Here is a 15,284-nt window from a genome sequence, read left to right on the forward strand (position 1 = left end):
GTCCATAGTTAAGATCTTGTACCCCCAAAACAAAAAAAGCCACTAAAATAGCGACTTTGATTGGGATGATATTGTTGTCCCCCGACATATTTATTATTTTGGTTCTAAAACGTTAGTCGTTCATTCAGCTGCAATCCTCTACTAGTTCGAGCGCCCTGTTCATCTCGTCAAACTTGCTGTTATTCGAGGAAACCTGAGCTCTTGTAGGCGCATTCGGCTCAATATACAGCTTGGCACTATTTACGGCTAAAGCTGCGTCCGTGAAAGCTCCAGCAATGAGATACAACTTACTGCCGTAATTTGCCGTATCTCCAGCCACAAACACACCGGGAAGATTGGTTGCCAGTTTCTCATCCGCTTTAAAATTCCAATCCTCTCTCGCTAGCCCCCAATTCAGCATAGGACCGAGATCACCGCGCAAGCCATGATTAATTAAGACGGCGTCCACCGCGAGACGCTTCAGCCCCGTTTCCTTTGTCCATTCCCCGTCCTCATTTAATGGTGCAATCGAAACCGCATCAAGGCGCTTGCCATTCCCGTATAAATCCGTAATAACGTATGGCGTAAGCACTTGAACGTTTGATGCCCTCATCTGTTTCACATTCTGCTCCAGCCCGCCGAAGTGTTCCCGTCGGTGTACGAGCGTCACCGATGCTGCGATTTCCACTAGTGAATTAGCCCAATCGATAGCCGAATCTCCACCTCCAGAGATGAGTACTCTTTTACCACGAAAGCTTGCTAATTCCGTGACGGTATAATGGAGATTTGCCTTTTCGTAATTTTCTGCTCCAGGCAGGTCAAGCCTAGCAAGCTTCAGCGCACCATGGCCTACGGCCAAGATCAGCGTCCGGCTCCAGTGCTGCTCTCCGGTTGCAGACGTTATGAGCATCGTGCCATCAGCCATTCTCTCCAGTCCGGTAATTTGTTGACCCAGCACAATAGTTGGATCAAATGTTTGAGCCTGTTGGGTCATGACCTGAGTCAGTTGCGCGGCGCGAACGGGTGCCAGGCCGCCGACATCCCAGACGATCTTCTCGGGGTACATCAACGTCCTTCCCCCAAGTTCCTCTCTCGCCTCGATCAACTTCGTCTTCATATCGCGCATTCCGCTGTAAAAGGCAGCATATAGACCCGCCGGTCCTCCACCAATGATGGTAACGTCATAAAGATCCAGTTTCTTCGCCATTCTTTCCCTCCTCTGTTCCTGATCTCCCCTGCAAGTTGAGCTAAGTCTTCTTGCGTTTAAATAACAAATACATGAAGAAAGGAGCACCAATGCCTGCTGTGAATACACCTGCTGGAATATCCAGCGGCTGAAAAAGCATTCTTCCCGCCAAATCCGCCAGCAGTAGAATGATTGCACCTATAAACGCGGATACCGGGATAATGATCTTGTAAGAATTACCGACAATCCTCCTGGCGATATGCGGTGCCATCAATCCTATGAACGAAATCGTACCGGCTACGCCAACCGCAGCGCCAGCAAGCGCAACGCTATAAAATAAGAGAATCATCCGACTAAGCTGAATCCTGCTTCCAAGCCCACGAGCAACATCTTCGCCCAAGGATTGCACATTTAATTCTTTCGCCAGCAGCAGTGACAAAGGAATGAACACCGCTACCCACGGCCAGAGCATCTCGACATAGCTCCAATTGGTACCATAGATGCTCCCCGTCATCCAATTAAGTACTTGAGCGGCCAGATACGCTGGCCCGCTAATAAGCAGGAACGTGGTGAGTGCCCCCATTGCGGTAGAAATGCCAATGCCGATCAGTACCAACCGGAACGGCGACACACCTTTTTTCCAAGCTAATACATAATTGATAGTAGCCGTAACCAATGCACCGCCGATAGCAATGAACGGTACCCAGTGAATGCTGTAGCCCGTCACGAAAGTCATGAAGGCAACCACAGCTACCGATGCTCCTCCGGTTATACCCAGCAGATCAGGCGAAGCGAGCGGATTACGAATGACGCCCTGCAATAATGCACCGGCTGCTGCTAATGCTGCACCAATGAGAATAGCCGCTACTATTCGAGGCAGACGGAACTGCATAATGATCAGGTTGCTGGCTTCCATATTTCGGCCGGCAAGAGAAGCAAACACCTCCTCTAGAGGAACGCCAACGCCCCCAAGCGATAAACTAACAAGCGACAAGGCGACAACGATAAAAGATAAAGCGATAAACATGAATGTATATTTCGCTGTATGCGGATTAAGCATGTTGTTTCCTCCTGGCCACATGAATCAGAAAGGGAACTCCGATAATCGCCGTTGCGACGCCTACTGGAACTTCTTTGGTTTCCAGAATAAAGCGTGACGCTAAATCTGCAGTCACTAGAAGGATCGCACCGACAATTGCCGTATAAGGAAGCAGCCATTTGAAATCATGCCCAATCATATATCTGCACAAGTGAGGGACGATAAGCCCGACGAAAGCGATCGGACCAGCTGCTGCTACCGAACTTCCCGCCAATAGTACGATTGCCGCAGCCGACAGTACGCGCACCAGTGTCAAACGCTGTCCCAAGTTTCTCGCGCTATCGTCTCCAAGCGCCATAATGTTTAACGAGCTCGCCAATAGTAGTGAGATCGCTAACCCTGTTACCATATAAGGCAGTACCATCAGCAAATGCTCCAAATCTCTTCCTTCTACGGAGCCGATCATCCAGAATAGCGCAGATTCGAGCGACTGCTTATCAATAAGAATAATGCCCGATGTAATAGAGGAAGTGAAAGCTGCCATACAAGCGCCAGCCAAGGTCAGCTTTACCGGCTCGAACCCGCCTCCTTGCAAGCCCAGCGTATAGACGGCCGCTGATGTTGCAACCGCGCCTGCGAAAGCAAGCCAGACCATGCCGCTCATCGTTAACGAGGAGCCGAACGCGAGCAGGCCAATGACAATAAATAGCACTGCGCCCGCATTTACGCCGAGGACGGAGGGCGAAGCAAGCGGATTCCTTGTCAGAACTTGCATAATTGCCCCGGCTACAGCTAAGCTTGCCCCTACCAGTGCCGCAATCAAGGTTCGGGGAACGCGAGCCGTCGTCAGAATAAGATGCTCGTTGGAGCCGTCGAAATGACTGTAAGCCAGCCATAGGTCTTTTAACCCGAAGTAATGAAGACCGTACAATACACTGCATAACATACTAATCAGCAGCAGGATCGCGCTGACAGCTAGGCCGGCGAGCTTTCGCTTGCTGCTTCGCGTTAGGAAAGGACCATTCATGCCTGCACCGAGTCTCCTTTTCATTGGCAGTTCTAACAACTAAACTGCCAGAATCGTCAACAAGCTGACGCGAATACAGCGTCAGCTTGTCGATCCGATAAGCCTTTATTATTTTACATCAAAGTATTTAACGAGTTCATCCAGCAGCAGATTAGCCGCTTCATATCCACCTGCCGAGTTCCATATGGCTTCATCGACTTGAATAATCTTATTGTTCTTGCTAACACTCAGGTTCTGGAACAACGGATCTTTTTTCCACTCCTCCACGACCTTCGCCGCATCATTCTTGCCTGGAGACTCTGATACGAAGTAGAATAGCACATCACCATCCATACTAGGTATCGTCTCTTTGGACATAACTTCTATAAAGGAGTCTTTATCCTGCGATGCTGGCCGGGCAATGCCTAATTGGCTCAAGAGCACACCGGAGAAAGTTTGCTTCTGGTAGATACGAACTTGTTTGGCGGAGAAGCGGACCACTGATACTTTCGTTTCCGCTTTGCTGCCAAGCTTGGCCTTCACATCCGCGACACGTTTGTCGAAGGCCTCCATAACCTGCTCTCCTTCTTTCTGTTTGTTTAAGGCTTCGGAGTAAAGCTTGAAGTTAATTTTCCAATCTCCTGCAAGATCATCGGAAAATATCGTCGGAGCAATCTGCTTTAATTGGTCATAAATTTTCTCCTGTCTGACCTTATTGCCGATAATCAGATCGGGCTTGAGGCTCGCGATCATTTCAATATTCGGCTGCAGCTCGTCTCCAACAACGGTGACCCCTTCCATCTCTTGCTTGATATGGTCGTACCAAGGATCGCCAATCCAAGACTGAACGGCTCCGACCGGTTTGATGCCGACTGCCAACAGCGCCTCCGTTCCTTCATTGGTCAATATAACAATACGTTCAGGGGTGCCTGTGAGCGTTTCTTCCCCCATCGCATGTTTAATTACTCTTGTGTCACTCGCCGGGCTTGCAGCAGGACTTGTGGAAGCTGCTACATTACTACTGGGCGAGCTGCTGTTTGCCGATGTGGCGTTCGTTCCTCCTGTTGTACATGCGCTTAACAAGAGGGTGAAACAAAATAATAAAGTTGCTGCCATTGCTGTTCTCGACTTGCGATACATCGGTAATACCCCTTCTCTCTTATAATGATAACGATTCTCAAACTCATTACCAATATAACGCTGCTGCCTTCTAGCAACAATAGGAGATCTAAACATAACGGATGGATTATTTCGACACTGCTCCTGCTGCATCGCAGCTTCTTTAAAGCTTGTGGGAGAAGCACCTTCGTATTTCTTGAAGATACGGCTGAAATAATAGCTGTCGGTATAGCCTACACTCTCTGCAATTTCCTTCAAGGTAAAATCGGTGGACAGAAGCAAATGCTTCGCCTTGCTCATCCGTAATTGAATCAAATAGTCGATCGGGCTCGTTCTGACTTGCTTCTTGAAGGCGCGCAGCAGTTGCCTGGAGCTGCAATCAAGGTGTTCAAGCAGCGACTCAAGTGTAATCGGCTCCCGATAGCGCTCATGAATATAACGTACCGCTTGGGCCACTAGATCAGGCTTGACTGCTATCACATTCTGTCGTTCCATCTGCTCCAGTATTTCATGGACCATTTGATAAAAAATCGCTTTAACTTGAAGTTTCTCTATTAGATTTGAACGATGCCACTCCTTGCTCATGGAGGTGACATGATGGAAGATGGAGATCGGGTAATGAGGCTTGAACATATACTGCATTTGAAACGGATTGTGCTGCTCTATCAATTTGACTGTTTCTTTACGGGCTGGTAGCGCCAGCACCGCTTTATACATAATCATATAATAATCCAGCAGCTCCTCTGCCGTAATATCAAGATAGAAGCCCTTGCCCCCATGGATCAAGGAAAACTGGCTGACGTGGTGTGCAATGCCGTCCAGCTGGAGTTGTGCGCTGCCTCTAGTCACATATATGAAGGCACTTGATGGCAATCTGTATGCATGCAGCTCCTCTTCTTGCTCCATTATTGTATGCCGTACATCTATGATCTTAATGAATGCCTGATTCCATAGCAAAGCTTGATCATTCAATTTCACTGTCTTGCGCTCCTCTTCTCTTTTACTCTATGTTGTGAGATTTATACCTTCATCATATATGATACTGATTATCATTTGCAACGATAATTGCATGTCCATTTCCCAGCGGCTCTTGTTACATATTGCCATCTTCGATTCCTTACAAAAACTACTTCTGATCCAACAAAATTGGGTTCTGACGGGCGCTGGATTACCACATAAAGAGTAACATAACGTGGAATGAGGAGGGTCAGACCAATTCAGCTATGTTCATATTTCCATTTAGAAGCAGTGTGTCATTTTTAATCTAATTTATTAATAAAACCACATAGGGCATCCCAATAAATGAGTTCGACTGTTATCATGAAAAATTCCTTCAAGATACCCGCTAGCATATGTAGTCAGCTTAATTGCAATTAACATATTTTTAGATTAACCAGTCGCCAATTGATATTTGACGACTGGCCGCTTATCCGCAAAGTAATACTAATAAATTGATTACTTTAATTTATCGTAATACCGCCACTTGCATATCCTGCAACAGAATTTATTAATGATATTCCAGTAGCGGTTGCAGAAAATACGAGCAGAAGTCGGTCTTGAGGTGAAACTGGAATAGCTAATCCAGGTGTCAAACCATTGCTGACTTGACCTATGGCAATAATTCCTGTTAGTGCAGGTGCCAGTGTAACAGAAGCTCCAGGTATTGCAACAAATGTGTTATTTGGTGTTGTTGATCTAAATAATTGTGCAGTGATGGTAATTGTTGAACCAACTAGTGCTAGAGCTAAGGTCGTGCTAAAATATGCTGCAATATTCGTAATTGTCCCTGCGCGTGGTACTGAAAATGCAAAGTTTAGTAGAGTTCCTCCTGCTCCAGTTAAATCTATAGTGCCTCCAACAATGCTAACACCTGTTCCTGAATTCCCAAATCCAACTAAACTAGAGGTTCCAATAAGTCCACCTGCAATAGTTGTTAAAATAACAGGAAGACCAGATGCATAAGGTATAATTGCACTAGATCCTGTTACTCCCGTCGCTCCAGTAGCGCCAGCGACTCCTGTTCCCCCAGTGGCACCAGTAGCACCCGTTGCCCCAGTAGCGCCGGTTGCACCTGCCCCACCAGCAGCACCAGTTGCACCAGTAGCGCCAGTAGCGCCAGTTGCACCTGTTGCTCCACCAGCAGGCCCAGTAGCGCCTGTCACACCTGTATTACCTGTAGCTCCAGTAGTACCGGTTCCTGTTGCTCCTGTCGCTCCAGTAGCACCTGTACCACCTGTACCGCCAGTAGCTCCTGTTGCTCCTGTAATTCCACCAGAAGGACCTGTTGCTCCAGTCGCCCCAGTAGGTCCAGTTAATGAAGGTGCTGTCAAGATGCTATTAAGCTTAGACTCTAAGAGCATCTCATTCTTGAGAGCAGTCATTAGTGTATTTTGTACACTATCATCAATTGCTAGCAAATCGCTGATAGTCGCTGGTATTGTTAACCCAGGTAAAGTTCCAACAGCATATTGTATTTTTTCGGCTTCAGCATTAATGACATGACCTAGGCCTAATTCATCTATCGCAATTGATGCTAACAATAAGTTTAACGCATCTTCTCTTGATAATGTGATACTTGGTGTTATATTTGGAAGATTCGCTTGTGACATGATTCCACCTCGCATTTATATTTGCTCACGCATTATCTTATGTCTCAGAACTAGTAAAGTTCGTGATTTATGCATATATCCGCATATGACTATCCATATAAAACATAGAATATAAAAGTACATTAATGAAATGAAAAAAAGAGGGTGCCTGTGCCCTCCTTTTAAAAAGATATCTATAAAATTAAATTGTTATTTGCTAGATTAGAGTTTTATCTAAAGGCATTTAATGAATTAGGTTAGTTTTATTCCAACAAATTTAGTCTGATTATTACGCATTAGCTTCACTGGTACCACTAGAGCCATATGACACTGATATTTATCATATGCATTTTCTTATAATAAGGTTCCGTAATGAATAACCTCTAGCATAATAATTAATGCAAACCTGTAGGCAGACAATAACGTTCCTGAATTAACCCTTGAGCACCAGCCATATTCAATCATGAGCATTCCCGCCTCGAAAAGGAACGTTTAGAAATTGATACAACTGGTGCCAAAGAGCTATAGGGATGAGATGTCTCAAAAATAGTATATGAATTTAACAAGTTGATTATTCTAATAACTTCAATCAAACAAATAAGACTAATGCGGCTGTACCCACTACACTCTTTGCAGATGGCCACGCTAGCGTAAGTGTACTAGGACTCACCCCACATACGCAAAACGGCTTTCCTTCTGGCCACGTTGATGGTCTAGTAATCAGGTCCACTGAATTCTTGTGCAGCATCACATCACACTTTGTCCCACTCTGTGCAGTCAGCCACGCTAACGTTAGCGCGCTGGTGCTTATTCCCGCTCGTGCTAAGCGCGGCTCCCTGCCCCTTGAACACATGACCTTGCCTATCAGATGTCCAAATATAAGATCCATCCGCTGCCTAGATACAAATCGTATGATAGCATGTTGTTTTCTTATTAAAAATATAAAATTCTATAATCTCATGGCACATATTGTAACTGTCAAGCTATAATTCAGGTTCGTTATCAGTACCTCTGATCGCTCAAGAGAAGAGGGGAATGCAAGCATTTGCTTCCCTCGCCTTCACGATTAACACTTACCTTTATGTAAGTACCTGTACTAAAAGTGCATACTTACATTTTTATAGTTCTGACCTTATACTCAAGAAGTAATATCACCTAAGGAGGAAAAATCTATGAAAACTCTTGTTATCGTAACACACCCAAGTATAGAGACATCCATCATAAATAAACGGTGGGCAGATGAACTCAAAAAATATCCAGAAAAGTATACTGTACATGAGTTGCATAAAGTTTACCCTGACGGAAACATCAATGTTGAAAAGGAACAACAATTAATTGAATCACATAGTAATCTTGTTTTACAGTTTCCTGTTTATTGGTTTAATAGTCCGCCACTGCTGAAAAAGTGGCTTGACGATGTATTTGCTTATGGTTGGGCATACGGTTCAAATGGAGGCGATAAATTAAAAAACCGCAAAGCTGCGTTAGCTGTATCTGCCGGGATAAAGGAAGAAGACTATCGTGAAGAGGGTAGATACCAGTATACGCTCGAACATTTATTATCCCCTTTTGAAACTTCTTTCCGGTATTGCAATGCAGATTATCGCCCGTTCTTTGCTTTTTATGGTACTGAAAGTTTTGAGCCAAATGCTGGCGAATTGGACAAAAGCGCACTAGATTATCTGAATTTTATTGACAACCTGTAATGAGATAGCCTAATTAGGCCAAAAAGAAGTATGCCCTGTTCAGGGGATACTTCTTTTTAATTTCATAAAAAAGAAGTAATTCCTACTGCTGTACATCCTCTAGAGTTAGATCTCTGTTATTCTCACCCCACTCACACATCATATTTAACAATGGGATCAGGGTTTGGCCACGGGCTGTTAATGAATATTCCACTTTGGGAGGGACTTGAGGAAATTCCTTGCGGTTGATAAGACCATCTGACTCCAGTTCCTTTAACATAATGCTTAGCGTCTTAAAAGAAATGATTCCGATACTTCGCTTCAACTCATTGTGCCGCATAACCTTGTTTTCAGACAGCCAATACAGAATAATCATTTTATACTTACCGCCTATTAAGGACAACGTATACCCAAAGCCGGTATTTTTTAATTCCACGCCAGTAGGGACACAGGTGTCGCGCACAGTTACACTCTCCTTTTAGCCATGTGTCAAGGGCCAATCACCTTCTATTGTTGCGGCTGCTTCCAGCAGGAAAACTGAACTGATTACGTTCACTTCAGCTTTCCAAGGCCCTGCTGACCATTCATAACTAAATTCTACGTTTTCGCTTGAATCATCTATGACACAAAACATCTCAATATCCGAGAAGGGTCCGTCTGTACCCCGGGATACAGATCCATAGACTCCTATTGCGAGTACTTGTTCTTTGTATAGCTTATGGAGTTTAGCCGCAATTTCTTGGCAGATTTGAAGTCTTTCTTTTCGAGAAATTTCTACTGGTCCATTCATGTTCATCTACATACATCTCCCTTTACTATATTACTAGCGAGTGGACTTTGACACATGAATGGAGGACCACGTGCCTAACGGGGAACTTTATCTGGATACATGAGTTCATTCACCTCCAATTTACTATATGGTAAAGCTACAATAAAATAAGCCGGCGCTATCGCCTCATTGGCGACAGAACCAGCTTAAAGTACCTATATTAAAAAACTTTTGTTGTCCATGATTCACAATTCCATGTTTCTGTAACAATATCCCGATAGAATTCAGGTTCGTGAGAGATAAGCAGGATACTGCCTTTGTAAGCTTTGAGGGCACGTTTCAGCTCTTCCTTCGCATCGACATCCAGATGGTTAGTCGGCTCATCGAGTACGAGCAGATTTGTTTCTCTGTTAATGAGCTTGCATAAGCGAACCTTTGCCTTCTCACCGCCGCTTAGCACAGCGATCTTGCTCTCAATATGCTTCGTAGTGAGACCACACTTCGCCAGCGCCGCACGTACTTCGAATTGGGAGAACGAAGGGAACTCATTCCATATTTCTTCGATGCACGTGTTATAGTTTGTATCCTTAATTTCCTGCTCAAAATAGCCGATATCCAGATTGTCTCCACGTTCAACAGAACCAGAGATCGCTGAAAGCTCGCCTAGAATACTGCGTAGCAGTGTCGTCTTCCCGATACCGTTCGCACCAACAAATGCGATCTTCTGGCCGCGCTCCATACGAAGATTCAATGGTCTAGACAACGGCTCATCGTAACCGATAACAAGATCTTTTGTTTCAAATACTAGCTTGCTGGAAGCTCGCGAATCCTTGAAGTTGAACTGCGGCTGGGGCTTCTCCTTCGCCAGCTCGATGACATCCATCTTATCCAGCTTCTTCTGCCTGGACATCGCCATGTTGCGTGTAGCAACACTTGCCTTGTTACGCGCAACAAAGTCCTTCAGATCAGAGATCTCCTGCTGTTGACGCTTATAAGCAGATTCCAACTGCTGTTTCTTCATTTCATACACTTGCTGGAACTTATCATAATCACCAACATAGCGGTTCAACTCTTGGTTTTCCATATGATAAATCAAGTTAATAACGTTGTTCAGGAAAGGAATATCGTGCGAAATGAGAATAAATGCATTCTCATAAGTTTGCAGATATCGCTTCAGCCATTCGATATGCTGCTCATCAAGATAGTTTGTGGGCTCATCCAATAACAGGATGTCCGGCTTCTCTAGCAATAGCTTCGCCAACAACACTTTGGTACGCTGACCGCCGCTGAGGTCATTTACGTCTTTGTCCAGACCGATATCATTCAGCCCGAGTCCACGAGCTGTTTCTTCGACTTTGGCATCAATCAAATAGAAATCTTGATTAGTCAACGTATCTTGAATCGTACCTACATCTTCAAGGAGCTTCTCCAGCTCTTCCGGTGTTACGTCCCCCATCTTGCCGTACATGTCATTCATTTCTTGTTCCAAGTCAAATAAGTATTGGAAGGCTCCCCTCAAAACATCACGGATCGTCGAGCCCTTGCTCAACACGGCATGCTGATCAAGATATCCAACACGCATCCGCTTGGACCATTCCACCTTACCTTCATCTGGCTGCAGCTTGCCAGTAATAATATTCATAAATGTGGACTTGCCTTCGCCGTTGGCGCCAATCAGTCCAATGTGCTCGCCTTTGAGCAGACGGAAGGACACGTCCTTAAAGATCGCACGGTCTCCGAAGCCGTGACTTAGTCGTTCTACGTTTAATATGCTCATGCATGACACCTTTTCTTTTATACTTTGTACTAGAACATTATAAACGTTGTAGCGACTAGAACTCAATGTATCCTCTTCTATTTTATGAAAAATAACATTTACTTCTGTTCCAACCCCGATTCTAACCTGCTATGCAATCCCATCAGAACTGAACGCTAAAACCTTTGAATTTAATAAGTGGTGAATGGCTATGTCGTCAGCTCCATCATTATGTCGTCAAGAAGTCTGCTTACTTCTTGTTCAGAAACAGCGGGTGTATGGTAACCTACGCACAAAGTGAGTATATTACGATATGAGCTTACACCCAGACAGAAAAAGGGGGCGTACATAATCGGCGAAGTCATATAACCATTTACCGTATTACAAGCTGCAAATTGGATAGTGTGTTCTGAGATGACGCCGAAATTCGTCATTAGCGGCAATGCCATTTGCAGCTGACTGACCATCTCATGCTGCTTGGCCATCCCTGCTTTTGCAGTAGAAAGAGGCATTGCAGCCATCTTCTCCATTCCTGCTGCAGAAGACAGGCCGGGAGTATGCTTTTTAATTGCATCCATGGCGTGCTTCACCTTCTCTAAAGTTGCTTCAAATAGCTCGCCGTCGTTCATCTCAATCTCAGGCATTTCCATACCGGATAAATTACATAATGCTCCTGTTGTGCGGCTCGGCAAATACCGGCGCAGATCGACTGTTATGCCAATGGCCTTTTCCTTGGTACGAGGCGCCATGTAGACTGCTTGCTTGGCAATAGAGCGAAAGTACGCCGCAAGCACTCCGTCATTGAGCGTTGCCCTAGCTGCCTTGGTTCGGTTAATGAGCTTTTCTGTCTGGTATTGTTCCAGACTTCTCACTGCAATAACAGGAGTTAGATTCTCTTGAGAAGTGGATGGGAAAGACCAAAGGGAAGCAATTCCTGCTTGCTGTTGGTGGGCTGACCAAATATCTGTTATTCCCGCTGCAGCAAACAGTGGAGTTTGGTCCCTAAAACCTTGTTTGCCCTCCATCATGACTTGATGGATCGTTTGGTAAGACTCTCCCTCAAATAACCGGGTATATAGCGTGGCCAATAGCTGGATAAACTCTTTCACCCCTGCCCCATCCATGCAAAGATGTGATATTTTCAAGCACAACGAATCATGTCCAGATCTAAACAGCCGTGCCTCTAGCATTGGACCGTTAACCCAGTCAATCGGCTGGGCTATGTAGGCTTCTATTAGGGAGTCTCTTTCATGATCTTGACAATTTTGAACAGACAATATCGACTCGATCGCACGTTCTGTATATTTTTCCCAATAAGGTGTTTCAGCTTCTACAAATCTACTGTTTAAAATAGGATTTTTGACAGATGTTAGTTGAAGAGCCTTCTGTAATAAATTTGTATCGAGCTGCCCAGCAAAATGTAGTACAGTCCCAATTTGTTGGACTGCAGTAAACAGCCCCATTAAGTAATTCATCCGATCCTGTGATGCAGCTGGATATATAATAACTTCTTGTTCTTCCTTCATAAGTAATCCGCCTCCTGTCAATAAATGTATCGATTATTATTTTTATAATTAAACAAACAATATAATGTTTCGTCTACTTATATAATAAACGTATTTTAAATATATTTATAAAGATAGTCAATATACTTCTTTTTCGGGAAAATAGATCGTATATCAGATCGGTATCATATGCATTCTAATTCCAGATTTTTTTGAGGGTAAAATAAAAAACCGCGATCATCGCGATTACTTCACAAACAACGGAGGACACGACTCTTATCTGTCTACATTTGAGCTGAATTCTGCAATTCCTGTGATAGGGCTTCTCTCGTCTCTCTGAGGTACGTGGGCAATGAGTCCCATATCAGCCTAGGCCTTATTTATAAAGCGGTAACAGCTGCCTCAAACTCCCCCTCCACTTCAGAAAGCTGTTCTAGCGTATCTGCGAGAACGCACCACTCTTGTAACATCGCAGCAGATTGGCATTTGCCAAATAATCGGGCTTGTAGTTCTTTTAAATGTGCTAACTGCGTATGGCTGCCAGCAAAAAATCTTGAAAAGTCCATAGCCCGTTTCGCACCAAGCGGTAGTGCAAAATGTATAAGATGTTCGATCTCTCCGTGGACAAGATTTCCGCTTCTGATATGTTCGGCTTTAGCGAGAATGGCGTTTGTACCGACCACATGATTAGAATCAGTTCCATATATTGCTTGTTGCTTATAACGGGATTGAAATAAACGGAGGGAGCGCTCATAAACAAGTTCTACTGAAGGGGACTCTATCCGCTCAGGTGACAGCCAATAACGGTAAGAGCCTTGGCTGCACTTGATTCGTTCCGCCTTCCAGGCCAGATCCAACTGCTCTAACGGCAGCCATACATACGGATATCCTGCTGGATCGTGCAGCATTATTTCTTGTACATTGATGTCTAATGCAAGAACATAATGATCACTTCCTCCCACATATCGATAATTTGGATTGTAGGTTAAATGCCCCATATCCAAAGGCCCTAACATGACCGGTGATACGGCAAGATCTTCTCTTAATTCGTCCAACGGCATTAGTGCCCCGTCTTGTTTCACTTTTTCTTGAACATGAAAGCCGAGTATATCAAACGCTCGGTTAACACCTTCATCAGGGCTGCTTGAGCAGCTATCGAAGAAGATCCAATTAGATTCTGAAAGAAAAGCTCCTAACGCGAATCCTGTCATAACTTCAAAGAAACCAGGCTCAACATCCTCACGGATCGTCGACAACAGCATCGAAGCCGAATTGGCATAACAATATGCGCCATTTCCCAAATAACGTGTCATATCATTCATCCTTTCATAACCGCTCATGTATTTCTTGCTCTTTATTCAGCGAGCTAGATTAAAAGCGACACTATTATTCATGATGCCAGTCGAAATGGATGTCTTACTTATTAACGCTTACCTTCCAACAAAAAGACGATCAACACTGATGATTCATGTGGTTGATCGTCTTTTTGTTATTATTCGAATGAATTAGACCCGTTTTCCCTCAATCATCGTCCATTGTACTTCATACTTCTCATTGAGAAGAACAAAATCTGCGTCATAGCCGAGTTCAATTTTCCCTTTGTTCGTCAGACCTAAAATACGAGCAGGTGAGGTTGAAGCCATTTGTACAGCATCTGTGAAGGATATTCCATGCGCTGTAGTTAGTCGCAACGCTTCATTCATTGTTACCGTACTTGATGCCAAAGTACCATCCGCTAACCTTGCAACTCCCTCGGATACCGTGACATGATGGCCACCAAACAGATATTCTCCATCCCCCATACCCATCGCTTGAAGCGCGTCTGTAATCAGTACCATCCCTTGCGGTCCTTTAATACGATGCATCAGACGGATGATTGCTGGATGAAGATGAACTTCGTCGACGATCGCTTGCAGACTTACATGCGGCTCCTCGAATGCGGCAACGATCAGACCGGGGTCCCGATGATGAATTGGTCTCATGCCATTAAAGCAATGTGTCACATGACTCGCGCCTGCCCCAAATGCTTCCTTCGCTTCCTCATACGTAGCATCAGAATGCGCAACGGCAATGACAACTCCTTGCTCCTTTAAATAGGAAATCAGCTCTAGTCCACCCGGCAATTCTGGAGCAATCGTCACCATTTTTATAAGCGAACCAGCTTCCCGGAATATAAGCTTCATTTCATCCAGATCAGGATGGCGAAGATATTTCTCATTCTGCATCCCTTTCCGTCTCGGATTCAAATAAGGTCCTTCCAAATGAATGCCAGCGATCTTAGCTCCTTGCTCACGACCAACCACCGATTTCACGCGGCAAATCATGTTCAGTAGATCATCGATCGTGGAACTTACAGTTGTCGCCAAGAATGAAGTGCATCCGGTGGCCGCACATGTCTGAGATACTGCTTGAATACTTTCTTCCGTGCCATCCATCATATCGTAGCCATTTGCTCCATGAATATGAACATCTATCATCCCAGGGATGAGCCACATCCCTTTGCCATCTATCCGTTCGTAGTCCTCGTCGAATGTAGAAGCTTCTTGCGTCTCAATACGCTCTACCTTCCCATTTGTAATCCAAACTGACGCGGAAGGCAGGATTTGATGTGGGAGCAATACGTTGACATCATGAATGATTTTGTTGTTCATT

11 protein-coding genes and 1 pseudogene are annotated in these 15,284 nt (G+C 44.7%); 1 reads left to right on the plus strand and 11 read right to left on the minus strand.

Annotation, left to right across the window (positions count from 1 at the left end; translation table 11 throughout):
* Positions 1-124: 124 nt before the first annotated feature.
* The 5 genes from QP775_RS04545 to QP775_RS04565 form a co-directional block, all read right to left on the minus strand.
* Positions 125-1,186 carry an NAD(P)/FAD-dependent oxidoreductase gene (locus tag QP775_RS04545; protein ID WP_285103971.1) on the minus strand — a complete coding sequence of 354 codons (1,062 nt, stop codon included), beginning with the start codon at positions 1,184-1,186 and terminating at the stop codon, positions 125-127.
* A 40-nt stretch (positions 1,187-1,226) separates the two neighbouring features.
* Positions 1,227-2,225 carry a FecCD family ABC transporter permease gene (locus QP775_RS04550; protein WP_239331201.1) on the minus strand — a complete coding sequence of 333 codons (999 nt, stop codon included), beginning with the start codon at positions 2,223-2,225 and terminating at the stop codon, positions 1,227-1,229.
* Entirely contained in the window at positions 2,218-3,255 is a 1,038-nt protein-coding gene (locus tag QP775_RS04555) for a FecCD family ABC transporter permease (RefSeq protein WP_483311987.1), read from the minus strand. The genes QP775_RS04550 and QP775_RS04555 overlap by 8 nt, the downstream gene beginning before the upstream one ends.
* 84 nt (positions 3,256-3,339) lie before the next feature.
* Complete coding sequence (locus tag QP775_RS04560; protein ID WP_285103974.1) at positions 3,340-5,307, minus strand: AraC family transcriptional regulator; 1,968 nt, start codon at positions 5,305-5,307, stop codon at positions 3,340-3,342.
* Positions 5,308-5,789: 482 nt separating this feature from the next.
* Complete coding sequence (locus QP775_RS04565) at positions 5,790-6,938, minus strand: exosporium glycoprotein BclB-related protein (protein ID WP_285103976.1); 1,149 nt, start codon at positions 6,936-6,938, stop codon at positions 5,790-5,792.
* Positions 6,939-8,089: 1,151 nt separating this feature from the next.
* On the opposite strand from QP775_RS04565, the gene QP775_RS04570 reads away from it, so the two are divergent.
* A complete protein-coding gene (locus QP775_RS04570) occupies positions 8,090-8,623 on the plus strand; it encodes an NAD(P)H-dependent oxidoreductase (protein WP_285103978.1) in 534 nt (177 codons plus the stop codon).
* An 82-nt stretch (positions 8,624-8,705) separates the two neighbouring features.
* Here QP775_RS04570 and QP775_RS04575 read toward each other — a convergent pair whose 3' ends face one another.
* The 6 genes and pseudogenes from QP775_RS04575 to nagA all read right to left on the minus strand — a co-directional run bounded on the left by QP775_RS04575 (position 8,706) and on the right by nagA (position 15,283).
* Positions 8,706-9,065: a winged helix-turn-helix transcriptional regulator gene (locus tag QP775_RS04575; protein ID WP_285103980.1), complete on the minus strand. Its 360-nt coding sequence runs from the start codon at positions 9,063-9,065 to the stop codon at positions 8,706-8,708.
* 18 nt (positions 9,066-9,083) lie between these two features.
* A pseudogene (locus QP775_RS04580) lies at positions 9,084-9,398 on the minus strand (nucleotidyltransferase domain-containing protein); the annotation flags it as partial.
* Between the two features lie 193 nt (positions 9,399-9,591).
* Positions 9,592-11,148, minus strand: coding sequence for an ABC-F family ATP-binding cassette domain-containing protein (locus QP775_RS04585; protein WP_239331212.1), 1,557 nt, complete (start codon positions 11,146-11,148; stop codon positions 9,592-9,594).
* A gap of 188 nt (positions 11,149-11,336) precedes the next feature.
* A complete protein-coding gene (locus QP775_RS04590; RefSeq protein ID WP_239331214.1) occupies positions 11,337-12,653 on the minus strand; it encodes a condensation domain-containing protein in 1,317 nt (438 codons plus the stop codon).
* Between the two features lie 359 nt (positions 12,654-13,012).
* Positions 13,013-13,945 (minus strand): hypothetical protein, encoded by a 933-nt coding sequence (locus QP775_RS04595; protein ID WP_285103983.1) that lies wholly within the window; start codon positions 13,943-13,945, stop codon positions 13,013-13,015.
* A 192-nt stretch (positions 13,946-14,137) separates the two neighbouring features.
* Positions 14,138-15,283, minus strand: a complete 1,146-nt coding sequence (gene nagA / locus QP775_RS04600) for an N-acetylglucosamine-6-phosphate deacetylase (RefSeq protein ID WP_285103985.1) — start codon at positions 15,281-15,283, stop codon at positions 14,138-14,140.
* Position 15,284: the final 1 nt, after the last annotated feature.

This window comes from Paenibacillus sp. UMB4589-SE434 (genome assembly GCF_030226685.1).
GTDB lineage: Bacteria > Bacillota > Bacilli > Paenibacillales > Paenibacillaceae > Paenibacillus_B.